General features: G+C 48.7%; 23 protein-coding genes. 4 read left to right on the top strand and 19 right to left on the bottom strand.

Annotation, left to right across the window (positions count from 1 at the left end):
* The first annotated feature begins 33 nt into the window (after positions 1–33).
* Positions 34–546, top strand: coding sequence for a MogA/MoaB family molybdenum cofactor biosynthesis protein (locus G358_RS0126300; protein WP_019640252.1), 513 nt, complete (start codon positions 34–36; stop codon positions 544–546).
* Positions 547–641: 95 nt separating this feature from the next.
* Here the strand turns inward: G358_RS0126300 and G358_RS0126295 are convergent, their stop codons facing one another.
* From G358_RS0126295 to G358_RS0126250, 10 genes are all read right to left on the bottom strand, one after another.
* Positions 642–1,187: a hypothetical protein gene (locus tag G358_RS0126295; protein ID WP_019640251.1), complete on the bottom strand. Its 546-nt coding sequence runs from the start codon at positions 1,185–1,187 to the stop codon at positions 642–644.
* A 714-nt stretch (positions 1,188–1,901) separates the two neighbouring features.
* Complete coding sequence (locus tag G358_RS0126290; protein WP_019640250.1) at positions 1,902–2,903, bottom strand: acrylyl-CoA reductase family protein; 1,002 nt, start codon at positions 2,901–2,903, stop codon at positions 1,902–1,904.
* Between the two features lie 81 nt (positions 2,904–2,984).
* On the bottom strand, positions 2,985–5,291 hold the full coding sequence (locus G358_RS0126285; protein ID WP_019640249.1) for a thiamine pyrophosphate-dependent enzyme: 2,307 nt from the start codon (positions 5,289–5,291) through the stop codon (positions 2,985–2,987).
* A gap of 68 nt (positions 5,292–5,359) precedes the next feature.
* A complete protein-coding gene (locus G358_RS0126280) occupies positions 5,360–6,367 on the bottom strand; it encodes a 2-oxoacid:acceptor oxidoreductase family protein (protein WP_019640248.1) in 1,008 nt (335 codons plus the stop codon).
* A 417-nt stretch (positions 6,368–6,784) separates the two neighbouring features.
* Entirely contained in the window at positions 6,785–8,239 is a 1,455-nt protein-coding gene (locus G358_RS0126275; RefSeq protein ID WP_019640247.1) for a nicotinate phosphoribosyltransferase, read from the bottom strand.
* Between the two features lie 138 nt (positions 8,240–8,377).
* Complete coding sequence (locus G358_RS0126270; RefSeq protein WP_019640246.1) at positions 8,378–9,169, bottom strand: NUDIX domain-containing protein; 792 nt, start codon at positions 9,167–9,169, stop codon at positions 8,378–8,380.
* Between the two features lie 89 nt (positions 9,170–9,258).
* Positions 9,259–9,681 carry a PaaI family thioesterase gene (locus G358_RS0126265; RefSeq protein WP_019640245.1) on the bottom strand — a complete coding sequence of 141 codons (423 nt, stop codon included), beginning with the start codon at positions 9,679–9,681 and terminating at the stop codon, positions 9,259–9,261.
* 189 nt (positions 9,682–9,870) lie between these two features.
* Positions 9,871–10,305 (bottom strand): YlbF/YmcA family competence regulator, encoded by a 435-nt coding sequence (locus G358_RS0126260; RefSeq protein ID WP_033404558.1) that lies wholly within the window; start codon positions 10,303–10,305, stop codon positions 9,871–9,873.
* Between the two features lie 102 nt (positions 10,306–10,407).
* Entirely contained in the window at positions 10,408–11,958 is a 1,551-nt protein-coding gene (miaB, locus tag G358_RS0126255) for a tRNA (N6-isopentenyl adenosine(37)-C2)-methylthiotransferase MiaB (protein WP_019640243.1), read from the bottom strand.
* A gap of 224 nt (positions 11,959–12,182) precedes the next feature.
* Positions 12,183–12,389, bottom strand: coding sequence for a DUF1657 domain-containing protein (locus tag G358_RS0126250; protein ID WP_019640242.1), 207 nt, complete (start codon positions 12,387–12,389; stop codon positions 12,183–12,185).
* A 169-nt stretch (positions 12,390–12,558) separates the two neighbouring features.
* Between G358_RS0126250 and G358_RS0126245 the strand changes: the two genes are divergently transcribed.
* Genes G358_RS0126245 through spoVAD form a run of 3 tightly spaced genes read left to right on the top strand, consistent with a single transcriptional unit; the run spans position 12,559 to position 14,937 of the window.
* Positions 12,559–13,419: a DUF421 domain-containing protein gene (locus G358_RS0126245; protein ID WP_019640241.1), complete on the top strand. Its 861-nt coding sequence runs from the start codon at positions 12,559–12,561 to the stop codon at positions 13,417–13,419.
* An 11-nt stretch (positions 13,420–13,430) separates the two neighbouring features.
* Complete coding sequence (spoVAC, locus tag G358_RS0126240) at positions 13,431–13,919, top strand: stage V sporulation protein AC (RefSeq protein WP_019640240.1); 489 nt, start codon at positions 13,431–13,433, stop codon at positions 13,917–13,919.
* 1 nt (position 13,920) lies between these two features.
* Positions 13,921–14,937: a stage V sporulation protein AD gene (spoVAD, locus tag G358_RS0126235; protein ID WP_019640239.1), complete on the top strand. Its 1,017-nt coding sequence runs from the start codon at positions 13,921–13,923 to the stop codon at positions 14,935–14,937.
* A gap of 92 nt (positions 14,938–15,029) precedes the next feature.
* On the opposite strand, the gene pduL is transcribed toward spoVAD, so the two are convergent.
* The 9 genes from pduL to recA all read right to left on the bottom strand — a co-directional run bounded on the left by pduL (position 15,030) and on the right by recA (position 24,865).
* A complete protein-coding gene (gene pduL, locus G358_RS0126230) occupies positions 15,030–15,602 on the bottom strand; it encodes a phosphate propanoyltransferase (RefSeq protein WP_019640238.1) in 573 nt (190 codons plus the stop codon).
* Between the two features lie 120 nt (positions 15,603–15,722).
* Complete coding sequence (locus tag G358_RS0126225) at positions 15,723–16,589, bottom strand: 2-oxoacid:ferredoxin oxidoreductase subunit beta (RefSeq protein WP_019640237.1); 867 nt, start codon at positions 16,587–16,589, stop codon at positions 15,723–15,725.
* Positions 16,590–18,350, bottom strand: coding sequence for a 2-oxoacid:acceptor oxidoreductase subunit alpha (locus G358_RS0126220; RefSeq protein WP_019640236.1), 1,761 nt, complete (start codon positions 18,348–18,350; stop codon positions 16,590–16,592).
* Between the two features lie 220 nt (positions 18,351–18,570).
* Complete coding sequence (locus tag G358_RS0126215; RefSeq protein ID WP_019640235.1) at positions 18,571–19,533, bottom strand: dipeptidase; 963 nt, start codon at positions 19,531–19,533, stop codon at positions 18,571–18,573.
* A gap of 151 nt (positions 19,534–19,684) precedes the next feature.
* Positions 19,685–19,945, bottom strand: coding sequence for a stage V sporulation protein S (locus G358_RS0126210; RefSeq protein WP_006286829.1), 261 nt, complete (start codon positions 19,943–19,945; stop codon positions 19,685–19,687).
* Positions 19,946–20,072: 127 nt separating this feature from the next.
* The gene (locus G358_RS0126205; RefSeq protein WP_026342481.1) at positions 20,073–20,867 is read right to left on the bottom strand and encodes a TIGR00282 family metallophosphoesterase; all 795 of its coding nucleotides are present in this window, start codon (positions 20,865–20,867) and stop codon (positions 20,073–20,075) included.
* Between the two features lie 110 nt (positions 20,868–20,977).
* Positions 20,978–22,522 (bottom strand): ribonuclease Y, encoded by a 1,545-nt coding sequence (gene rny, locus G358_RS0126200; protein ID WP_019640233.1) that lies wholly within the window; start codon positions 22,520–22,522, stop codon positions 20,978–20,980.
* A gap of 283 nt (positions 22,523–22,805) precedes the next feature.
* On the bottom strand, positions 22,806–23,633 hold the full coding sequence (locus G358_RS0126195; protein WP_019640232.1) for a regulatory protein RecX: 828 nt from the start codon (positions 23,631–23,633) through the stop codon (positions 22,806–22,808).
* Positions 23,634–23,806: 173 nt separating this feature from the next.
* Complete coding sequence (recA, locus tag G358_RS0126190) at positions 23,807–24,865, bottom strand: recombinase RecA (protein ID WP_019640231.1); 1,059 nt, start codon at positions 24,863–24,865, stop codon at positions 23,807–23,809.
* Positions 24,866–25,689: the final 824 nt, after the last annotated feature.

The following is a 25,689-nucleotide window of genomic DNA, read 5'->3' as shown; positions in this document are numbered from 1 at the left end:
GAACAAAACCTTACTTAGAAAGGAAACGAGACTATGAGATCCATTGAACAACACCGCAACGAGGCGCCTGAGCATGTTTCCTGCATGATCGTAACCGTGTCCGATACCCGGACCTCTGAAAATGATACAAGCGGTCAACTGATCCGAAATCTTCTCGAAGCGAACGGCTATCACATCGTTAAATATCAAATCGTTAAGGATGACTATGACAGCATTCGCCAGCTGCTGCGCGAAGCAGCATCGGACCGCAGTATAGAGGCCGTTCTGCTCAGCGGCGGTACCGGCATCTCCCCCCGGGATACGACTTACGAGGCGGTTCGCAGCTTATTGAACAAAGAAATGCCCGGATTCGGGGAAATTTTTCGCTACTTGAGTTTTACGGAGGATATCGGCTCCGCCGCCATATTAAGCCGGGCCATTGCCGGGACGCTAAGCAACATGGCCGTCTTCTCCATGCCGGGCTCGCAAGCGGCCGTTAAACTTGCCATGGAGCGAATCATAATCCCCGAGCTAAGGCATGTCATGCGTGAAATTTACAAAGCATAGGCACCGCGCAAAGCTCCCAGTGCGCGGTAGTCGGCGTTACATGACGATGATCAAATCATAGTACTATTGCCCGCTGAGTGCTCTTAATAACAAATTCACGGGTTGGATATCCGCTCCAGCAGCCCTTCGAATATCGCTTTCATATCAGCATGGTAGTGCATATTTGTTTGTCCGCTGGAGCCGTAAACGATGGCCGTCCTTCCGCGTGCGGAAATAACCGCTGCCCCTCTGGTCGCTGGCCGATTATCCCCCTGAGCGATTCCGATTCCGTCGCCATAAATTTCTGCCATTTCCCGAATACGTACACTTTCTGATGGGTAAACGTAGACGATTACGAAATGCCGGGGATCACTTTCAATTAAATAGCTATAGCTGATCGTACCGTCCAGTGAATCAGCATAGGTCCCTTTCGTCAGCCGGATGCCGCGTTTGGCGCATTCGGCTTGCAGGTTTTGCAGCAGTGCATTATTCAGCGTTTTCCCTTGATTTAACTGTCGTATATTTCCTTTGCGGTACGTTTTCATTTGCACTCGATCCAGCTCTTCCTTAGCAATTCTGTTGCTGCCCCCGCCGCACCCTGCAGTAGCCGCCAGCAGGACCAGGAGCACGCTGAAATATAAATAAAGCCCCCGCATCTTCATCCCCATCCTCCTTCTTTTTTCCTGTACTCCTTACACTATTCAGCATTAGATTGTCTCCTGTCCATTCGTTTCATACGAGGAGGCGGACTCAACCTAACCGTAGGACATCCTAATAACAAAAAAAGGGCTGCCCAATAAGTCACCAAAATAAAAAGTTGGGCGGAAAAACGTAATGTTTTCCGTCCAACTTTTTTGTTTGTCTTCTTTTCCGAAGAGTAGCGAGCGGATGCCTGTCACTTTCAGTAGATGATGGGCTAATGCCACGATCTCAAACACGACGTTATCCTAAGCTTTGCTCAAGGATTTACTTGCCCTACAACTTTTTTAATAGTTCAACACTTATCTAATGGATTTATAGTAGTTAGTTTCTGCGGCCAAGAAGGATATGTAAATTTAAATGGATTTCATGCCGTTAGAAGAAGGAAATTGTCAATCAGGTAATGGATTCTTGATTATAGATGCATAAAATCCATCTAATCCCCTTAGGCATTCGTTTTGAGCATAATTAGTTACATAAAATCCATTTGTGTATGTAAGCATAATGTTTGACAGCTTAGTATCCGGCAGCTTTTTTAAGAGGAGCTTAAGAATAGGATTATCCAGGCAAGGGCGAAAATTGATTCCGAAGAAACAGAAAGCTTTTTGAAAGAAAAGGGAGCCTCTCAGTCATCAATGATCACTTTGGGGACAGCCCTTTTCTTATTACATACATATTCAACGACTTTGCAAGGAGACGAGCTGGCGCCCCAGCGCCTTGCCGCTCAGTACCGTGCCAAAGGCTTCTTCAAGCTGCTCCAGCCGATACACTTTAATGGCTTCACGCAGCACCTGCTCGGGCTTCCATGCCGCCGCCAGGCGCTGCCACAGCTTGACCCGCTCAGGCATCGGACAGTAGACCGAGTCGATCCCAAGCAAGTTGACGCCGCGAAGAATAAAAGGAAACACAGAAGTTTGAAATGCTCCGCCGCCCGTTAATCCGGATAACGCAACAGAGCCGCCGTATTTTACAGCTTTCATAATCTCGCCGGTTCCAGCTCCGCCTACAGGGTCGACGACGGCTGACCATTGTGCCTTGCCGAGCGTCCCCTTCACAGCGCCCATGGCTGCTTCACGCGAAACGACGGAAGAAGCCCCCCAGCGCCGCAGCGCCTCCTCGGCTTCGGGTTTTCCCGTGGAAGCAACGACTTCGAAACCAAGCTTGCCCAAAATGTTCACGGCCATGCTGCCGACGCCGCCAGTCGCGCCCGTAACGAGAACAGGGCCGTCAGCGGGTTCAAGTCCGTTATGCAATAGCCGCTCAACCGATAAAGCAGCGGTGAATCCGGCTGTGCCAATCGCCATGCTCTCCTGGAGTGTAAGACCTTCCGGCAAAGGCACCAGCCACTCTGCAGGCATACGGGCGATTTCCGCATACCCTCCGCAATGAGACACGCCGAGTCCATAACCTGTACCAAGTACACTGTCTCCGGCCTTAAACTTTGTATTGCGCGAGCTGAGCACTATGCCTGCCAGATCAATTCCAGGCACCAACGGATAACTGCTGACCACTTTGCCGTTAGGTATGCTGGCGAGCCCATCTTTATAATTGACACTGGAATAATGCACTTCAACCGTAACGTCGCCTTCCGGCAAGTCGGAGATGCTCAGCGTTTCCACCCCGGATGTGAATCCTTCTTCATCCCTGTGGACACGAAATGCGCGAAAAGCTGTCTCCATGAAATCGCCTCCCCTTTATCAGCGCAAGGACATAGCTGCGATGATCTGATTTCAACATTAAATTCGTGCAATAGCTTAGCCCTACAAAAACGGATGCTCATGCTTGGCCAGCAGCACTTGCCATCTCCGGTTCACTTCCCGTTCAAACTCGGCAAGAGCTTCACTGTTTTCCGGTTTTATTAAGTGGCGGGTTTTGCCCATCGTTTTCAGCCAATCCACGAGCGGAACTCTTTTGCCCTTCTCATCCGGATTGTACGTTATGGCAGTTTCACCGCGCTCAACCTCATAAAGAGGGAAGAAGCAGGAATTTACCGCAGCATCCACAATATTTGTCCCTTCATCATCAGGACTAATCCAGTTCAGTGGACAGGCTATTAGTATTTTACCATAGACCAGCCCTTCATTCTGAGCGTACCATTGGGCCTTGGCCGCTTTTTTGACCAGATCCTGCGGATAAGCTTCACTGCCAGTAAACACATAGGGAATGTTGGTGGCCGCCATAATTTGTGCCGTGTCCTTGTGATGGAACACTTTCCCCTTCTGAACGGAACCGATATTCGAAGTAGATGTACGATGCCCTAGCGGAGTCGAATAAGACAGCTGAGCACCTGTATTCATATAGCCCTCATTGTCATATTCCACGATGATCATGCGATGGTTGCGCAGCGCGGCGCCAATCGCTGGTCCCATGCCGATATCCATCCCGCCGTCTCCGGTAACCATCACAAAGGTGAAATCGTCCTGCAATCCGAGATCATCCAGCTCGCCCCGGCGCTTGCGCTCCCAGAACATTTCCACAACGCCTGACAGCGTCGCCGCCCCGTTTTGGAACAAATTATGGATGTAAGTTGCCTTATGGGAGGAATAAGGGTATCCCGTCGTGACAACCATTGCACAGCCCGTATGAAATAAAGCGACGATATCCCCTTCAATCCCTTTAAAGAACAGCTCAAGTCCCGAGAAAATGCCGCAGCCCGGACATGCGCCATGCCCTGGTGCAATGCGCTTCGGCTTCTTGGTCAAGGCGCGCAGCGGAGGAATACGGACGCCAAGCTTTCCGGACTCTTCATTTTTCGTTACTGTAATGAGCCCTGTTTTCAAATCTTCAAAACGCAGCGGCTTCAGCAACCGCTTCGGAGCCTTCTCCGCATCTCCCGGAGTATGTCCGTAATAGTCGAACGGCACCTCTACGCGCTGACTGTTCGCCGCCTCAATAGCGAGAGAAAATAAATAATGGCCATCCTCGGCATAAAACTCTTTCCCTCCCAGTCCGTATACGCGGCTGACTACCTGGGTCGTCGTATTGCCATAAGTAAACAGCGCAGCCTTAATTTCGTTTGACATATTTCCGCCATGCGCCCCATAGGAGTCTGCCCGATCCCCTACGGTGACCGCCTTGACATTTTTCAACGCTTCGGCGATTTTCCGCTGCGGGAATGGACGGATCATGTTCGGCGCAATCGACCCGGCCTTGATTCCCTGGCTCCGCAAATTATCCACTACATCCTTAATAATTTCAGACGCAGAATTCATCAAGAAAACAGCAACTTCCGCATCCTCCATCCGGTACGTATCAAGCATTTCATATTTTCTTCCAGTCAGCAGCTCATACTCTTCCGCAATCCGTTCAAACACTTCCTCCGCCTTGTACATCGCCTGAGATTGCTGATAACGGTTGTTGATATAGTCCGGCTCATTCATGTACGGACCGACGGTAATCGGGTTATTGCGGTCAAGCGTATCAGGAAACCCGGCTGGCGGCTGCTCGCCGACAAATTTCAATACATCTTCCTTATGAGCAAAAGTATGCACACGGCGTTTCTGATGCGATGTAAAATAACCGTCCGAGGCAACGAGTACAGGCAGCCGTACTTCCGGATCTTCGGCCAGCTTAATGGCCATAATATTCATGTCATATACCGCCTGAGGATCACGGCACATCAAGATCGGCCAGCCGGTATTCAGTGCAAAATACAAATCGGAATGGTCGCCGTGAATATCCAATGGGCCGGAAATAGAGCGGCACACCAAATTCATGACCATCGGAAATCGTGTTCCTGACTGGACTGGCATTTGTTCCAGCATATACATATAACCGTTAGCGCTCGTAGCATTGAATACCCGGCCGCCGGCTGTAGATGCCCCATAGCAAATTCCCGCAGAGCTGTGTTCCCCGTCAGAAGGAATCAGCTTAATGTCATGCTCACCGTTAGCCTTCATTAAATCGAGAAACTGAGCTACTTCTGTTGAGGGGGATATCGGAAAATACCCCATGATATGATAATTTATTTGATGCGCTGCATATGCCGCCATTTCGTTGCCTGATTCATAGACTACCCGCTGCTCCACTTTGGCAGTGCCTCGCTCTTTTGCAATATCCATCGCCATATCGCTTCCGCCCTTCTATAATATATTAGACTTCTTCAACCATAGCATTCGTCCGCCGACATCTCTTCTTACTGTACAGCCAGGTCAAAACGATGCGGGAAACGGTTCGCTTCCGCATATCCTTCTTCTTCCCGCTCCCCGGACAGTGCGTCCGTAGGACAGGCATGAATACATTTCAGACAGCCCTTGCAATACTGATAATCGATCCCCTGCAAAAACATCTGTAAGCGTCCTCTTTTATCCGGCAGCTCCTCCCAGACAAAGCAGTTGTCAGGACATACGTTGTCGCATTGCGCACAGTGAATGCAAGCGTCTGCTTTAAAATGAGGCATCATGCCCGAGCGGGAAATGCTTAAATCTTTCAAAATACTGTTGCCCGGATTGGCGACAATTCCTCCAATCGGTTGCGTTTGATAGCCAAGAATTGGCGTATCAGCCCGAACGAATGAAGGCATGCTCATTCCCTCTGGCAGCGGAAAAGTTTCGAACGTCACTTCCTGGTACCCTCTTTCAAATGTAGCCAGTGCAGGAGCAACCGACTGAGGATATTTCGCTTCCAGTGATTTTCGGATAACGTCCTTCATCGTTTGCGGATCCAGGAAAGGACACAGCCGGAACATGGCCCCCAGCATCGCCATGTTGACACGGTTCTTCTCTTCGAGAGCGATTCCCGTAGCATCGACAACAGCGATCGTTCCGCCGAGCAGCTTCATTTGATTTTTGAGCTCGGCCGGAGATTTCCGTGAATTTACAAGCACCGTACTGTCTTCATAAATTCCGCTGATCACATTTACAGTCTTAGCGAGCGCTTCTTGGAAAATAGCGACGATATGCGGCCGTTCTACGGGCGAGGTATCCCGAATCGGTGTTTTCAGATCACAGAAACGGATATGCGCTTTCACCGGAGAACCCTTCTTCTCCGATCCATAGGAAGAAAAGCTTACCCCGTTAAGCCCAGCTCCCTCAACTCCTGCCTCGGCCAGCATCTTGCCGGCAAGATTCGCACCAAGCCCTCCGATGGACTCCAGCCTAATTTCAAAAAAACCCAACTCGTTCAATTTTGGTAATTGGACCACGCGCTTTGACTCCCTTCCTTCGCCTTTGCGAGTTCATCATAACGACATTATTAAAAGCTAAAAAACGATGAAAACACACTTCAAATGCAGTGCTTTTTCTTCGAGTCAATAAACCCTCGATTAATTTTTCAATTTATCATATGTGGGGTGTGACGGATGTAACAAATGTCATAAGGACAGTTTTGAGACCAGTGTCGAATGGGGCGGGCAGCAGCGCTGAAAATAGCGTTTTTTGCGCTTTCCCGAGAAATAAAAAAACGTCCAGCGGCGTATTCTCTAAGATAGACCGCGATTAGCGGCAGTTTTTCATGCCTTATCAGGAAATTCTGGCCACGTACTTTATACTTTCTAATAGCTAAAAAAAAGACTGCCCCGGGCAAATTGCCTGGTAACAGTCTCAAAATATACATATTTAAATTAATCTTCGGAATGGCCCATATACTCTTCGATCAAACTTTGCTTTAATTCCCAAGCTTCCTGGCTTAAATTGATCCGGTAAATTTCCGGGTTAAGCTTTCGCAGGTACTCCGGCCAAAACATCTTCAGCTGCTCCTTGTGATACTCCCGGATTTCCTCCAAGCAAGGCAATTGATACACAAGCTCGCCATCTGTATAAATGGGCTGCAGCATAGATACCGCCGTATAGTTTTTAACGGATTTCTTCAGATAGGGATGAACCGGATCAAACAGACGGAGCTTGCCTCCATCTCGCGCCTGCTGCTCATGAGGAAAGCAAATGTAGTCCGCTATCGCTTTACCGCTCTCCTTATCGACGATTCGAAGCACGTCTTTCTTGCCTGGTGTCGTTACTTTCTCCGGATTGGCGGAAATTTTGATCGCCGGCTCCATTTGGCCATCCTTCTCCCGTTCAACAAGCTTGTACACCCCGCCAAGCGCCGGCTGGTCTGCAGCCGTAATAAGCTGAGTGCCCACGCCCCAAATGTCGATCCGGGCCCCCTGGGCTTTCAGGTTAAAGATCGTATTCTCATCCAGGTCGTTAGAGGCGACGATTTTGACGTAAGGCAGACCTGCCTCATCGAGCATTTTGCGAGCCTGGATCGACAAGTAGGCTAAATCGCCGCTATCCAGCCGAATGCTGCTAAGCCGCTTCCCTTTACTCTCCAATAGTTTAGCGGTCTTAATCGCATTCGGCACGCCGCTATCCAGCGTATCAAACGTGTCAACGAGCAGCGAGACTTGATCGGGAAGCGCTTTGGCGAACCGTTCGAACGCTTCAAGCTCGGAGTCAAAGCTCTGTACCCAGGAATGCGCATGCGTGCCTTTCGTCGGGATGCCGAAAATTTCTCCAGCCAGCAAATTCGATGTTGCATCGAACCCGGACAAATAGGCAGCCCGGGCACCCCAAATGGCGGCGTCAGCTTCCTGGGCGCGGCGCGTGCCGAATTCCAACAGCACCTCTTTTTCTGCTACCCGTTTAATGCGGGATGCCTTCGTGGCGATCAGCGTCTGGAAATTCATGAAATTAAGCAATGCTGTCTCGATAAGCTGAGCTTCCATAATGGTCCCATCTACACGGATCAATGGCTCATTTGGGAAGACAAGCGCGCCTTCAGGAACGGAATGAAGATTCCCCTTAAACCGGAAGCTGCGCAACAGCTCCAGAAATGCCGGATCGTATTCTTCCTCCTGCTTAGCCAAAAACGCCATATCTTTATCTGTAAAATGCAAATTGGATATATATTGCACGATGCGTTCCAAGCCCGCAAACACGGCATACCCGTTGCCGAAAGGAAGTCTGCGGAAGTAAGCCTCGAACACGGCCTTACGCTCATGGGTGCCATTCACCCAATGCGCGTAAATCATATTGATTTGATATTTATCCGTATGCAGCGCCAGACTTGCGCTTTCCATATTTCTTTCATCCTCTCTCCAAAACTCCACAGCGGCTTCATCCCTGAAGCGCTGAAAACGAATCCAAAATGCTGTATTTATTATTATAAGCTTTCACCGTTGTATGTAAAACACACCTTAAAACTGATTTACGAGTCACTACGTATAAATGGACAGGCGCGGCGTGTAATCCGTAAAGCGATACAGTTGAGCCGGCCGCTGCGAGTATTGGTTGGACAGCATCGGAACGCCCTTCTCATCATGTACCTCCTCCAAAATGCCTTGCCTGCTGCGGGTCGACGTAATTTTGCGAATAAAGTTCAGCTCGGCAAAATCCGGAACGACGGTCTGAATGACCTGATACAGCTCACCTAGTGTAAAATGAGGCGGCAAAAACTGCTTCGCAATCGTAGTATGGAGCATTTGCTGCTGAATTCTTTTATATGCATCCTCCAAAATCTCCCGGTGGTCGAACGCCAATTGCAAATCATCCAGCGCCTCCTTGACCGTAAACAATCCTACTTCCTGGGCGTCGTCCGCCGATTGGCGTTTTTCCAGCACCCACTCCTCTACGAGAGCGAAAAAAGCATGCGAAATAATCCATCCGCGCGGATCCCGGCCCGGCTTGCTGTACACGCCAAGATACTCCAAATGATGGCCGTCTACCCCTGTCTCCTCTTTCAGCTCTCTGCGAGCTGTTTCGTACAGCGATTCGTCCTCTTGGGAAAATCCTCCCGGCAGCGCCCAGGCACCGGCAAACGGCCAGCTTCTCCGTCGTATCAGCATCACCTTCAAATCGAACCTTGGGAGGGATTTCGTTGACGCCTTCCGCTCCTGCTTCGCTAATGTAAACATGACGATATCGGCAGGAATGCCGTCCGGCGTCCTGTATTTCTTAGCATCATATCGCTGCTGTCCCTGATCCTGTTCCTTTTCCTGTTCCATACTCATCTTGAATCACCACATTAATCATATGATAATGCTGCGCAGCTTTCGCTGCGACAACATTTCCTTAGCCCTATCTTATATTAAAACTTAATTTAGCCCCGGTCTGTGACGGCTTTCCCCTTATCTTTTGGCAAGCGGAAGGTGCCGGTCGAAATACAACCTAGTATCCCCTCGCTATTGCAAACCTCGGCCCGCAATGTCATCGTCCGGTAAGTTTCATGCAGCGGATAGGCAGTTACAATTAATTCTCCGGCGGACATCGGACTTAGATAGTTAATATTCAAATGGGTCGTTACACCCTCCTGGCCGCCTTTAACAGCGGTTACTAGCATCCCCATCGCCTGATCCATCATCGAAGACAGCACTCCACCGTGAACAATTCCCATAGAATTTAGGTGCGACTGGTTAGCGGTAAGACCGATCTCAACGCGCTGACTGTCTGCCGATAACAGCCGGAGGCCAAGCAGTCCCCAGAATGAGCTCTCGCTGCGGGACATGATATCCGTCCAATCCATTATCGTCCCCCCTGTTCTGATGCGGGTAATCACCCTTCTAGTTGTATTATTGCATAGATGCCGCTATTCGATTACACATATGCACACATCTCTAATATTTAACCTCATTAAATATACAAGGCAATAAATATATATCATATCTGGTCAAAAAAAGTGCGAAGGGGAAGCCTCCGCACCTTGAATGACAACTTACTCGCCATACCCCGATGAGGGAGCCGGTTCACTGCCCTCTTCGACGTTTACCTTCTCTGACACCGTATCACGGATAACAGAAACAACAAGCTGCAGCAAGTAATTAATATCGCTCTGGCTTTGCTGGAACTCGGTAACGACCGGAATTCCGTCTAATTCATCCTGAAGCTCATCAATTTCCCGCTCGATTTTGTCCACCATCGCCTGATTCTCGAAGCTCTGAAAAGCAACGATTTCTTTCTGCTTCTTCTTAATGGCGCTAATTAATGTCTGTACTCTTTCATGCTTCTGAATCAGACGCTCCGCTTTCTGGAAATGCTGAACCTCTTCACTCGTTCCTATGAGCTCTGCCAGCTCTTTTGCTTTAGACATAATATCTTCCCGAATGACAAGATCGCGGGAATTGTATTTCGGAATTCCGCAATCTGTCATGTTCTCATGCTCTTGTCCCAAGTTTCTATCCTCCCTATTATGATCACATCAGAGTATCCGCTTCACCTTCGCGGTATCTGGATTCGCCCTCCAGCTTACTGTTTAAGCAGAGGTAACCTGCTCTGATACGATGTTTCCTTTAATATACCATGTCATTGGATCCGTTATTTCTACTTGAACGAAGCTGCCGATCAAATCTTTGCTGCCTTCAAAATGAACCAGCTTATTGCTCCGTGTTCTACCGGACAGTACGTCGGCGTTGTTCTTGCTCTCGCCTTCCACAAGCACCTCGACGATCGCCCCTTCCAGCAGGTCATTGCTTATCCGGCAATGTTCATTAACGACGTCATTCAGCCGCTGCAAACGCTCCTTCTTGACCTCCATCGGCACATTGTCCTCCATGACGGCGGCCGGCGTCCCTTCACGTGGTGAATAAATAAACGTATAAGCGAAGTCAAAGCCAACTTCACAAACGAGTGACACCGTGTCCGCGAACTGCTCCTCGGTTTCCCCGGGAAATCCGACGATAATATCCGTCGTCAAGACTACGTTTGGAATCGCCGTCTTGATTTTCTTTACGAGCTCCAAATAGTGCTCCCGCGTATATTTCCGGCTCATTCGCTTCAGCACCTCGGTGTTGCCGGATTGAACCGGAAGATGAATATGCTCCACCAAGTTGCCGCCCTTCGCCAATACTTCAATTAAAGCATCATCAAAATCACGCGGATGCGAGGTAGTGAAACGAACACGCGGAATGTCGATCTGGCGGATATCATCCATCAAATTGGCAAACGTGTAATCGATGTCCGTGAAATCCTTGCCGTATGCGTTGACGTTCTGTCCCAGCAGCGTAATTTCCTTGAAGCCCTGCCGTGCCAAGTTGCGAACCTCAGCAATGACATCCTCTGGAAGGCGGCTGCGCTCCTTGCCACGTGTAAACGGTACGATGCAATAGGTGCAAAATTTGTCGCAGCCGTACATAATGTTAACCCAAGCGCGCATGCCTTCCCGCTTCTTCGGCAAGTTCTCGATAATGTCCCCTTCTTTGGACCATACTTCGACAACCATTTCCTTGCTGAATAACGCTTCCTGAATTAAGTAAGGGAGACGGTGAATATTATGTGTGCCGAAAATCATATCGACAAAGCCGTGCTTTTGCAAAATTCGGTTGACGACGACCTCTTCCTGCGACATGCAGCCGCATACCCCAAGCAGCAAATCCGGATTTTCCGTCTTTAATCCCTTCAGGTGGCCAAGCTCGCCGAATACTTTATCCTCGGCATTCTCCCGAATTGCACACGTATTAAGTAAAATAATGTTCGCTTCCTTGCGTTCCTCCGTTGATGTATAGCCCATTTCTTCCAGCAGGCCCTTCATCGTTTCGGTATCATGCTCATTCATCTGACAGCCATACGTATAAATAATGTATTTTTTACCGGTTCCGATCCCTTTGAGTTCGTCAGGCACTGCGGTGTCGTACAGTACCTGAATATCCTCTTTTCCGCGCTGCTTTTCTTTACGGTGATCCGGCTCCGAAAGAATTTGAATATCCCGTCCGCGGATTCTGATCTTCTTCCCGCGCTCGTCTTCGGAAATGACTTTAGCGTCCGAGAAGTCAAAATATTTGGAGTAATCTTTCGTTTCCTTAGCCATGATGTCGGCCCACTCCTTTAATTAAATCTATCGCTAAACACAAAAGTCTTAATGATAATTTTAAAAATGCATTACACTAAATTATAACATGGTTCTAAAGTGATATCCAGAACATCAATGCTTTACTTTAATATGGTCAGGCGGATCCTACTCTTGGAGCCAACATAAAAAGACTGCCCCGCTGTCATCTTATGACGTTGGGCCAGCCTTCATTTTGCGTTAATTTAGAATCCTTTGTATTGCGGCTCTTCATTTTCAAGGTCTTGAACCCGCATTTCTACCTGATCAACGATTTGCTGCGTTTGCTGAGCGGCAGTAGTAAACAAATTTTTAGCGTTTTGGTTTTGCGTGTTCAGAGCAAATTGCTCCAGGTTCGCTTGGGCGCTTTTTAAAGACGCCAGCGTCGTTTTTACTTGTGCTGCTACTGTCATTTTTTCATTCACCACCTTCGCTAATAACTTTACTTTTCGCCATCATAATTTCACCATTTCCCCACAAAACATACCGCTTCCAAAATACCAAATTTTGTAATAGTAAAAAAACTGCTTCTGCACATAATTTGGTTACCCGTGTTTAATCCGCAGCGAAAGGAGTGTCATTGTGCAAATATGGTTAGAGGTTGTCGTAAGAACTTTGGCTGCGATCTCGGTCCTGTTTCTTCTGACCAAATTGCTTGGCAAAAGACAGATCTCGCAGCTTTCCTTATTTGAGTACATTACAGGGATTACGATCGGAGATTTGGCTGCTTATATTTCAATAAACTATGAGAATAAATGGTATGTCGGTGTTATCGCCCTGAGTGTCTGGGTTCTCATCTCGCTAGGAATCGAATTTCTGCAGATCAAAAGTAAAAAAGCAAGAACATGGATCGATAACAGCTCTACCGTACTTATTAAGGACGGCAAAATCCTTGAGGACAATTTGAAGAAAGAAAAACTTACGAACGAGGAGCTGCTGGAACAGCTTCGTAAAAAAAGCATATTCAAAGCGGCCGAGGTTGAATTTGCTATCATCGAGCCCAGTGGGGAAATCAATGTGCTGCTGAAGAGAGAGTATCAACCTATAACTCCATCTCATTTAGGGATCAAGGTTTCTCCGGAGCCCGAGACACAGGCCGTCATACTTGACGGAAACATAATGGACGAACCGCTCTCTACGATCGGGTTGAGCAGGGCATGGCTTCATACCGAACTGGAGAAGCTTGGCGTAACTGTCGATAATGTCTATCTCGCACAAGTTGACGGCTTCGGTCAGCTATATGTGGACCTTTACGACGATAAAATTACTGTCCCTGTGCCTCAAGAAAAAGCAGCGCTGCTCGCGCTATTGAAAAAATGCGAAGCCGATCTGGAAATGTATGCTTTATCGACGGAAGCAGAACAACCGAGGCAGTCATATGCCAGCTGCTCCAAGCAACTGCAGCAAATTATAAAAGACGTCAGGCCGATTTTAGCTAGATAGGAGGCATATCGATGGGTAACAAAAACGAAAAGATGACGCCGGTCCAGCAAAAATACCAGAAGCTGGCACAATCCAAAGAACCGAAGCGCCCCGTATGGAGCAATTGTATCCGTGCTTTTCTGATCGGAGGGACGATCTGCCTTATTGGAGAAGCTATTCGGCAAGCATTCATGAAGTATGGCGGTTTTACGGAAAAGGATGCGGGAAACCCGACCGTTGCCATACTGATATTACTATCCGTCATACTTACGGCACTAGGAGTTTACGATAAAATCGCCCAGTGGGCCGGCGCCGGGTCCGCCGTGCCAGTTACCGGCTTCGCCAATTCCATGGCCTCTTCCGCCATTGAGCATCGCAGCGAAGGAACCGTCCTGGGAATCGGAGCGGGAATGTTTAAATTAGCCGGATCCGTTATCGTATTCGGTACCGTAGCCGCGTTCATCATTGGGCTAATTTACGCGATTTTCGTGCCTGGATATACAGGAGGAGGAGGTTCGTGACATGCTTAAAGGCCACCAAAGCTGGATATTTGAGAACAAACCGAAGATCGTCGGCAGGGCGGCGATCGTTGGCCCATTCGAGGGCGATGGGCCGTTGGCCGAAGATTTTGACATCATACATTCAGACCTGTATCTCGGACAGGAAAGCTGGGAGAAGGCGGAGAAGACGCTCATTGAAGAATCAGCCAACCTAGCCGTAAAAAAAGCAGGTCTGAACAAAGAGCAGGTTCAGTTTTATTTTGGCGGAGATTTGATGAATCAGATCATCAGCAGCAGCTTTGCCGCCAGATCGCTAAACATCCCTTTCCTAGGCCTCTTCGGTGCCTGTTCCACCTCGATGGAAAGTCTCGCGCTCGCTTCTTTCACCGTGAATCATGGCGGTGCCAAATACGCACTGGCCGGTACGTGCAGCCATAACGCCAGTGCGGAGAAGCAGTTCCGCTATCCGACGGAGTATGGCTCCCAGAAGCCGCCAACGGCCCAGTTTACCGTCACCGGGTCTGGCGCTGCCGTAGTATCACTGGAGGGGAATGGTCCGTCTGTCACTTCAGCGACGATTGGCAGAGTTATCGATATGGGAATCAGCGACCCGTTTAATATGGGAGCGGCCATGGCACCTGCGGCGGTAGACACCATTCAAGCCCATTTCAGGGATTTGAGAATCGATCCGTCGTACTATGACCTGATCGTCACAGGCGACTTAGCCAAAATAGGCTATGATATCGCCAAAGATTTACTGAGAGAACATCGTATCCCGATGGAAGGAACCGTTTATAAGGACTGCGGGATGATGATTTACGATTACACCAAACAGAAAGTTCAAGCGGGGGCCAGCGGCTGTGCTTGTTCCGCTGTCGTAACCTATGGACACTTGCTGAATCAACTGGAGCGCGGCGAATTAAACCGAATTCTTGTCGTAGCGACAGGCGCGCTTCTCTCTCCCTTGTCATTCCAGCAGGGCGAGACGATCCCTTGCATCGCTCACGCCGTATCAATTGAGAATACGCAGGCAACGTAAACCATAAACTATAAAAATTAACTATAAAAATGCTGAAACGGGCTATCCACAGGAGAAACTCCTTGGAATAGCCCGTTATCAAATACTGTAAATTAATCAATAATTTCAGCCGTATCGCCATTGCTGGCGCCAGCTGCATTAGCCTCGTCCGTATCGATATGCATGTCCAGTGCAAAGGAATCAGATACGCGCGCAATGACGTTTTCCAGCACAAGGCCGCGCTCTCCGCTCAAACGAACTTTCAGCATTTGTTTATCTTTAATGCCCCATTTCTCAGCATCAGAGGTATGGAAATGAATATGGCGAGCCGCAACGATTACCCCTTCTTGCAGTTCCACTTCTCCGGCCGGGCCTTTAACTTTAATGCCTGGTGTACCATCGATATTTCCAGATTCCCTAACGGGCGCCTTCACACCGATGGCAAACGAATCCGTACGGGAAATTTCGAGCTGCGAAGCAGGACGTGCAGGTCCCAGTATACGCACTTTGTCGAATTGACCCTTCGGACCGATGACAGCAACCGTCTCGTTGGCCGCAAATTGCCCCGGCTGGGATAGCGGCTTAAATTCCGTAAGCTGGTAGCCTTGTCCGAACAAAGTCTCGATATGTTCTTGAGTCAAATGAATATGACGCGCTGATACGCCGACTGGCACTGTTTTGCTCATTTTGCAAACACTCCTCAGTTTTTTCTCTATGTCGATATCGTTTCACATCGATACCCATTATACACCTAATCCAAACAAAAAGAAAAAGACGTCCGTACAAAATGGACGTCTTTCACTAAATTATCTGAATTCCGCTACAAGATTGTCAAAGTCAGCTTCGGATAATGCCAGCGATTGATGCGCCAGCGGTTCCCGGGAAAAGCCGTGTACGAGATTCTCGTAACTTCTCTTCTCTTTGTTCTGATAGATCAAGCCGGTAATCATGCTGCCCGTCTCCATCAGCTTCGTCATCGCAGCTAGACGGTTTGTAGGATCATAGCCTTCCACCGTATCCAGATTGATGATGTTCTCCTTGAACCAGTCGTAGGTGTTCACTTTGTTGAACGTGACGCATGGGCTGAATACGTTAATGAGTGAAAAGCCTTCATGCTGGATCCCTTGTTCAATTAGTGAAGTCAACTGTTTCAAATCACTGGAGAACGATTGCGCTACAAAAGTCGCTCCCGAAGCGAGCGCGACCTCCAGCGGAGACAACGTAGATTCGATTGAACCTTCGGGCGTACTCTTCGTTTTGAAGCCTTCGCCGCTCCGTGGGGAAGTTTGTCCTTTGGTAAGACCATAAATCTGGTTATCCATAACGATATAGGTAATGTTAATGTTGCGGCGAATCGCATGAACCGTATGACCTAAACCAATCGCGAAGCCGTCGCCGTCGCCGCCGGAAGCAATAACCGTCAGGTCACGATTCGCCAGCTTCACCCCTTGGGCAATCGGCAGTGCGCGCCCATGAATGCCATGGAGGCCGTAAGCGTTAATATACCCGGAAATCCGGCCGGAACAACCGATTCCGGAAATGACAGCCAACTCCTCCGGCTCCAGCCCTACATTGGCCGCAGCGCGTTGAATGGCAGCTTGCACGGAGAAGTCTCCGCACCCAGGACACCAATTCGGTTTAATTTTATTGCGAAAATCCTTAAAAGTTGCCATTTACACCAACTCCTCCTGCGGTTTATTTCCGGCTACATTTTTGCATTCGTTGTAAACTTCCGAAGGAAGGAACGGATTACCGTCATATTTAAGCACATTGACAATTTTATCGTGATGTCCGATGTTTTGCTTAATCAAATTGGCCAGCTGGCCAGTTGCGTTGTTCTCCAGGACGAGTACTTTCTTCGCTTTCTGAATTTGCGGAAGAACTTCATCCACCGGAAACGGGTGCAGCAGCCGCACAGTCATATGGTTTGTCTTGATGCCTTCGCCATCGAGACGCGTGCGCGCCTGGTCAATGGTACCGCCCGTCGAGCCCATTCCGATGACGAGAATATCCGGCTCAGCATGCGGCGCTTGCAGGTGGATCGGGTTCGTCACTTCCAGTTTGTTCAGCTTGCGTAAACGCTTATCCATCATTTTCTTCCGGTTAATCGGGCTTTCTGATGGACGGCCTGCCTCGTCATGCTCTACGCCGGTAACGTGGTGAATGCCGTTCTTCTCGCCAGGCAGCACCCGTGGAGAAATACCATTCTCCGTGAACGCATAGCGGTTGAACATGCTGCCATCTTCGCGATCTGGAATATCCTTCACTACATATCCGCGGTCAATGACGATCTTGTTATAATCAAGCATTTCACAGGACTGCTTGCCTAGCGAAAGCTGAAGATCCGTCGCCAAAATGACAGGCACCTGATATTTATCCGCCAGGTTAAAGGCTTCAATCGTGTCGTAGAAGCATTCTTCGATTGAACTAGGCGCAATTACAATTTTCGGAATTTCACCATGAGTACCGTAGATCAGTGCGTTAATGTCACTTTGCTCCTGCTTCGTTGGAAGCCCCGTACTTGGTCCTCCACGCTGCGTATCTACAATAACGACAGGCGTCTCCGTCATGCCGGCCAGCCCAATCGCTTCCATCATTAGAGATAAACCGGGTCCCGCCGATGCGGTCATTGTCCGAACGCCAGCATAGTTCGAGCCGATCGCCATCGTAATTGCGGCGATTTCATCTTCGGTTTGAACGACTGTTCCGCCGAATTTCGGCAATTTTGTAATTAAATATTCCATAATTTCAGAAGCCGGTGTAATCGGATAGGCACTCATAATCCGGCATCCTGCCGCAACCGCTCCGAGACCGATAGCGTCATTACCGATCATGAAGAGCTTTTGCTTGCCGTCTGCAGGCCCTAGCTTGAAGCTGTCGATAGGCCCTCCAGCAAGCTCAAGTACATAATCCGCACCGCGTTTCACCGCTTCGATATTTTTCTCAACGATAGCTGGCCCTTTGCGGCCAAACTCTTCTTCGACTGCTTTATTGAACACTTCCAATGGCAGACCAAGCAATGCCCATGATGCACCGGACGCCACCATATTTTTCATCAGTGAAGTACCCAGCTCCTCCGCAATCGCCGTAATTGGAACTGCGAAAAGAGTTGCATCCACACCTTCAGGAACAGTAGGATCGAATTTCGCATCCGCTACGATGACACCACCGCTGCGAAGCTCGTGTGCATTCAAATCGATACTTTCTTGGTCAAAAGCGACTAAAATGTCCAAATCGTCGGAAATCGCACGAATCGGCATTGTACTGATCCGAATTTTGTTATTCGTATGGCCGCCCTTAATACGGGAAGAAAAATGACGATACCCGTATAAATAATATCCAAGTCTGTTCAAGGCCGTCGAAAAAATTCGATCCGTACTTTCAACGCCTTCACCTTGCTGTCCACCGATCTTCCAAGACAATTGACTAATCAAGATCGCCCACCCCTTTAATCGTATCGCTTAGCACTATTTAGTATATTTATAGTGCAGCTAGAATGTTAACTTGGAAGCATCATTCCGCCGCTTCCATATTTGTGAACATTCTGTTTCAGAGTCATGTCAATTTTATGTCGCAAACGAATAAAAAGCAAGCGTTTTCGAGCCTTTTCTCATATAGTTGTTTTCGATCATATCGATCTCACGATTGGATTAATTAAAGCGCTTTCTCCTTTTTTGGCAGCCACGCTCGCAAAAACTCAACCGCATTGCCGTACAACCACCCCCGGACAAGCTGCTCGGGGTAATGTTTTAGCAGGGTTTCCGCCCACTCCGAATATTGTCCGCAATGACTAAAATCACTTAGATGATATTCTATTCCATCGAAGTCAGAACCGAACATAATATGATTTTCGCCCCCCAAAGAGCATATATGTTCAATATGCGGCAATAGCTGTTTGCTAGACACTATATTACTATTATGCACGAACCATGGGACAAATGTCACACCAATTCGGCCATTCATCCGTATCATAGCGGTAATTTGCTCATCATGCAAATTTCTAACGTGCGGACAAATGCGATAGGCATTGGAATGAGAGGCGATGAAGGGCCTTCCGGCCGCTTCCGCAAGCTCAGCAAGGTCCCAGAAGCCTTGATGAGACAAATGGGATACGTCAAGGATCATGCCAAGCTGATGGCACAAATGAACCAGCTCGCCCCCTTTGGAAGTCAATCCTCCGCCCCGTGCCTCCATGATGCCATCGGCAGCCCAGTTTGCATTATTCCAGGTCAGACCTAGAAATCTTACGCCAAGATCAAAGCAAATCCGCAAATAATGCAGATTGCTTTCCAGACCGTCCGCTCCTTCCAAGGACAGCAGGCCGCCCTTCGCGTCCATCCGCTCCCACCACTCCAAATCTTCGGCGAAACGAAGCGGGTGTATTCCGCTGGGAACGACGTTTGTTTTGTAAATATCTATTTGATCCAGAATATGCCCCATATTCGGAGAACCAAGACGTTTGGGTACAAAAATGGCAAAGCACTGCAGCATCACATTGCCTCGTTCCATCCGTTCTGCTGTAACGTCGAGTTTGTCGTCTGTATTGAAGTCCATTCCCGGGTTAAGCTGCATTTTACTCAGTGCATCACAATGGAAATCGACGACTTTCAATTTCAACCTTTACACCCCTCTTTTCATTAGCTGATTACACTATCGGCCGCGAAATGAAACGAAAAATGACAGCATCGGCTCTCCCTAATGCAAAAAACCTGTCTACGTCATTACGCTCGTAAACAGGTATCTACTTATAGCTGGAACGTTTATTATTTTATCTAGGTTCAACGATCAGTTTAATTGCTGTACGATCTTCACCATCAATGACAATGTCCGTAAACGCCGGAATACAAATCAAGTCAACACCGCTAGGTGCGACGAATCCCCGGGCAATCGCTACCGCTTTTATGGCTTGATTAAGAGCACCGGCCCCAATAGCCTGAAGTTCAGCAGCGCCACGTTCTCTTAGAACTCCAGCAAGCGCACCGGCAACGGAGTTGGGATTGGATTTTGCTGAAACTTTTAATACTTCCATGGTAAGTACCTCCCTGGGAATAATGGTTGATTCCACTACTTAGAAGATATTCGTTAGAAGCGAAAAAATTCCTGCTTTTTACCATGTTCTCCTTCTTTCAAGAGGCAATGTTTCTGTTGCTTCAAAGTTAATCCAAAATCCATTCATCTTCCAGCATACGAATTTTAGTTATTTTCTTCGCCCTGCCGGTAGATTCATCTATATCGACAACGACAGCGTGAAAATGCCATTTGCCCTCGCACACTTGAAAACGCACAGGAAGCTGCGTTATAAACTTACGGAGCACCGCTTCCCTCTGCATTCCAAGCACGCCCTCACGCGATCCAACCATCCCAACATCGGTCAAATATGCGGTTCCTTGCGGCAGAATGATATCATCATTGCTTTGCACATGCGTATGCGTACCAACGACCAGCGAGACACGGCCATCCAAATGCCAGCCCATTGCGATTTTTTCCGAGGTAGCTTCAGCGTGAAAATCGACCAGGATGCACTTATGCTTCTTCGCTAATTTCCCGACGATTTCATCGGCGGCTCTAAACGGATCATCGATCGCCGGGAGAAAGGTCCGCCCCATCAAATTGACAACCCCCAGTTCTTTTCCATTCGCTTTGATCACGGTATGACCCATTCCTGGCGTACCTGGCGGAAAGTTAGCCGGACGGACCATTCGCGGCTCGTCATCAATGAAATCAAAAATGTCTTTATTGTCCCAAGTATGGTTGCCCATCGTCAGGCCATGAACGCCAAGTTCAAAAAACTCCTTCGCAATCGCTGCGGTTATCCCTCTTCCTCCGGCAGCATTTTCACCGTTAGCTATAATGACATGCGGATTGAATTTCGATTTCAAATGAGGAAGTGTTTCCTTTAATGCTTTCCGGCCCGTATTTCCAACGATATCTCCGATAAATAATACCTTAATGATTTTTCCTCCTCTATAACTAATAACCTTTTTCACATCATAAAAACCTGGCTTTATGTCTGCAGCAATGAGAAAAAGCGGCCCCGCGGGGCCACTTCTCAGCATTACCTTTACTTTGCGTATTCAACCGCTCTCGTCTCACGAATAACGGTAACTTTGATATGCCCTGGGTAATCCAGCTCATTCTCAATCGTCTTCGTAATATCTCTGGCAAGACGGAATGCTTCTGCATCGTCGATTTTGTCAGGCTGCACCATAACGCGAACCTCACGGCCAGCTTGAATAGCGTACGATTTCTCGACACCCTCGAACGACTCCGAAATCTCTTCAAGCTTCTCCAGACGCCGGATGTACGTCTCCAGCGTTTCTCGACGAGCGCCAGGTCTTGCAGCAGACAAGGCGTCAGCCGCACCTACCAGCATCGCAATCACCGAGGTAGCCTCACAGTCGCCATGGTGGGATGCAATACTGTTGATAACCACCGGATGCTCTTTGTACTTCTTAGCCAGTTCCACGCCGATCTCGACATGAGATCCTTCCACTTCATGATCAAGCGCTTTACCGATATCATGCAGCAAACCCGCACGCTTCGCCAGAACGATGTCCTCGCCTAATTCCCCAGCCATCAGGCCAGCCAAATAAGCAACTTCCATCGAGTGTTTCAGCACATTTTGTCCGTAGCTTGTCCGGAATTTTAGACGTCCCAAAATTTTAATCAGATCCGGATGTAAAGCATGGACACCCACCTCAAAGGTAGCTTGCTCACCATATTCACGAATCCGTTCATCCACCTCGCGACGGGATTTCTCGACCATTTCTTCAATCCGCGCCGGATGAATTCGTCCATCTGCCACAAGCTTCTCCAGTGCAGTACGGGCAATTTCGCGACGAATCGGATCAAAGCCTGACAAGATGACCGCCTCCGGAGTATCATCAATGATCAGATCGATCCCCGTCAACGTCTCAAGTGCCCGGATATTCCGGCCTTCACGTCCGATAATCCGGCCTTTCATCTCCTCGTTCGGCAATGCTACGACAGATACGGTTGTTTCTGCAACATGATCGGCGGCACAGCGTTGAATCGCCAGCGAGATAATTTCACGGGATTTCTTATCCGCTTCCTCTTTCGCCTGCTGTTCAATGTCTTTAATCAGCTGTGCTGTTTCATGGCGGACTTCCTGCTCCACGTTGTTCAGAATAATAGTCCGCGCATCCTCCATACTTAAATTGGAGATGCGTTCCAATTCCGCAACCTGGCTTTTATAAATCAGATCAATTTGCTGCTGAGTTTCTTCAATTCGCTTCTCTTTGCCTGCCACCTGCTCTTCTTTACGTTCCAGCGATTCCAATTTTTTATCCAGCGACTCTTCCTTTTGCAACAATCGTCTTTCCTGCCGTTGAACTTCATTTCGACGTTCACGAATGTCTTTATCAGCTTCAGTCCGGATTTTATGGACTTCGTCCTTAGCTTCCAGAACTGTTTCTTTCTTCAGTGCTTCTGCATCCTTCTTTGCGCTTTCCAAAATTTGGCTTGCAGCATGTTCAGCACTGGAAATTTTAGCTTCTGCAAGAGACTTGCGAATAAAATATCCGATCACGAACCCAAAGAATAAAGCGGCTGCAACGAGAGCGATCCAGACTCCATAGTCGTCCATCTGTTCACCTCCCCGTTGATTCCTCCAAGGCATTCCTTGGGATACTTGCAGTTGTAGTTAACTTTCTCAATTCATCATCATTTCTAAGAATCGTATACAGGCCGATTCAGGTAGGCTGCTCATCGTTAATCCTGAGCCACGTCATTATAAGCCTTCATGATTGGCGAATAGAATGTGCACAGAGTCATGATTTTGGAAGGAAAAAAGGACTCTGTACATATAGACATTTTATTATTTGACGAAAGATATTGTCAAGCAAATGACAGCAGCCGCTGCGACAGGCCTATTCCTCTTCCCAATCCTCCGCATATTCCTGACCATCCTGACGCACCAACTCGCGAATGACTTTCGCGACGAGTCCGCCCGGGTATCCTCTGCGCATAAGAAAAGCCCCTGTCTTACGTTTCCTTTCCATCAATTCACCTTTAGTGGATTTCCATTTTTTTAATCCCAGCTGAAAGGCGCTATCATATTCATCCTCTTCGCTCACTTCGTTCAGCGCTTCCTCGATTAAAGGCTTGGCAATGCCCTTCTGCTGCAATTCATGACGAACCCATAGTTTACCCTTCCCGTGGCTTCCTACACGCTGCCTGACCCATTCTTGGGCGTATGCGGCATCATCTACTAGGCCCTCCTGCGTTAGCCTGCGAATCACGTCACTTGCCGTGCCCTCGCTCCACCCCTTTTCGTCCAGGCGCAGGCAGATTTCGTAAGCTGTACGCGGTTTGCGGCTTAAGTAGGCTAGAGCATCTCCGTAGCTTCTCTGCCGCTCATCGGCAGCGATAATTTCTTCCAGATCAGCTTTGGAAAAAGCGGTTCCTTTTATCATCCGGTATTTAATCATGACATCTTCATGAACTTCAATGGCATAGGGGCCGAAATAGATACGATACCTGAATTTAGGCCGCCTTAGAGCCTCCACTTTCGTGATTTCCAATTCGCCTTCCTCAGGAAAATCCGCGAAGCTCTCCTTTTCATGACTGGGCTCATCTATAGTCTTTCCCCAAAAGCGCTCTTCAGAAATATCAACTATTCCCTGTTCTTTCTCCAAGGGGCTATTTTCCTTCCCCCGAGTGCTCTTTCTCCCCCAGCTTCTGTAACGTTCGCTCATCGGACAGTCCTCCTTGTTCAACCTTTACTTCCCATTGATCATGACTTAAATTTTGTTATACAGCACAATGAAGTCACAACATAAATGCGCCCTGTCCTGGATTCCACCAGACTACAGGGCGCATCATCATCAACATTTATTATTGTTTCTTACATTCTTCGAATTATTGTTCCTTATTCTTCGAAAAGCGCCTGCTCTTCTTTCTCTTCCGCCGCAAGCTCGTTTGCCGAGGCGGAAGGAACCAATGTCGTCAAATTGCTGGCCTCGCGAATTTTCTGTTCAATTGCATCACAAATATGTGGGTTCTCCTTCAAAAATTGCTTGGCATTCTCGCGGCCTTGGCCTAACCGCTCTCCAGAATAAGAGTACCATGCACCGCTTTTATCAACGATGTCAAGTTCCACCCCGATATCAATAATGCTGCCTTCCTTCGAAATTCCTTCACCGTACATAATATCAATCTCCGCCTGCTTGAATGGAGGGGCTACCTTATTCTTGACTACTTTAATTCTTGTGCGGTTACCTACCATGTCATTGCCCATCTTGATCGTCTCAATGCGGCGTACATCGAGGCGGACCGTAGAGTAGAACTTCAATGCCCGGCCGCCTGGCGTCGTCTCGGGATTTCCGAACATAACGCCGACTTTCTCGCGCAGCTGGTTAATAAATATGGCAATTGTCTTGGATTTGCTAATCGCTCCGGACAATTTACGAAGTGCTTGGGACATCAGCCTCGCCTGCAAGCCAACGTGCGAATCCCCCATCTCCCCTTCAATCTCCGCTTTAGGTACAAGCGCAGCAACGGAGTCGATTACGATAACATCGACAGCTCCGCTTCGGACGAGTGCTTCGGCGATTTCCAGCGCCTGTTCTCCTGTATCCGGCTGAGAAAGCAGCAATTCATCAATGTTTACACCCAGCTTGCTGGCATACGAAGGATCAAGCGCATGCTCTGCATCGATAAATGCAGCTTGTCCTCCCACTTTCTGAACTTCAGCGATAGCGTGCAAAGCCACCGTTGTCTTACCGGAAGACTCCGGGCCGTATACTTCAATAATCCGGCCGCGAGGCAAGCCGCCTGTGCCGAGAGCTATATCTAGCGCCAATGAGCCGCTGGGTACAATTTCCACCTGCATATGCGTAGATTCACCCAGTTTCATAATTGAACCTTTACCGAATTGCTTTTCTATTTGACGAAGCGCCATATCCAGCGCTGCACGACGATCTGACAATCAGCTCACATCCTTATCAAAATTAATTAATTTCAGGCTTGTTATAATATAATTGTACCTTGTTTTGGAACGTTTGCCAAGCATTTTTTCGAACATACATTCGGGTGGCTCAACCCTCCCAAACCCTCCCTTACCGTAAGGGAGGGCCCCCGCAGGGCTTGCAGCCCATCGGGACTCCCGCAAATTGGGGGAACGTGGGAGTGACAGAGGCGCTCCTGCACGCTGTCCCCTTTGGGGATGCGCTTGACTGTTGAGCGTGGAACGCTTTTCCCCCTTCGGGTACGTCTTACTTTGGGTCCACCCGGGCTACCTGAAGACACGCTGCTCAATGAGTAAAGGTGGATCTCCCGAACATTTTACTGCAAGCAAGCCGCTTGTCGCCCCGCGGGCACGCTTTAGGGTTGTGCTCCTGCTGGGCGCTGGGAGAAGCAGTTTGCGGCGTTTGGTTCTACTCCTAGCTAGGAGAGCGCTCTCCCTTCGGGATACGCTCGCTTTAGGAGCAGTGCTCTTAGTGAGTTGCTCGCGATGGGCATACAATGATGCTGTAACACACTAGGGTGAGGCCATTGGCCGTGTTTGATTCTAATGCCAGCTAGGAGGGCGCTCTCTCTTCGGGATACGCTCGCTTTGGGCGCAGTGCTCCTAGTGATTTGCTCGTGATGGGCATACAATGATGCTGTAACACACTCGGTGGGGCCTTTGGCCGTGTTTGATTCTAATGCCAGCTAGGAGGGCGCTCTCCCTGCGGGATACGCTCGCTTTGGGCGCAGTGCTCTTAAAGCAGTACTCGGGAAGGACATACGATGATGTCTGACTCTCAAGGT

The organism is Paenibacillus fonticola DSM 21315, assembly GCF_000381905.1.
Lineage (GTDB): Bacteria > Bacillota > Bacilli > Paenibacillales > Paenibacillaceae > Fontibacillus > Fontibacillus fonticola.
Note: the sequence above shows the minus strand (reverse complement) of the source record. Positions and strands in the feature narration are given on the sequence as shown.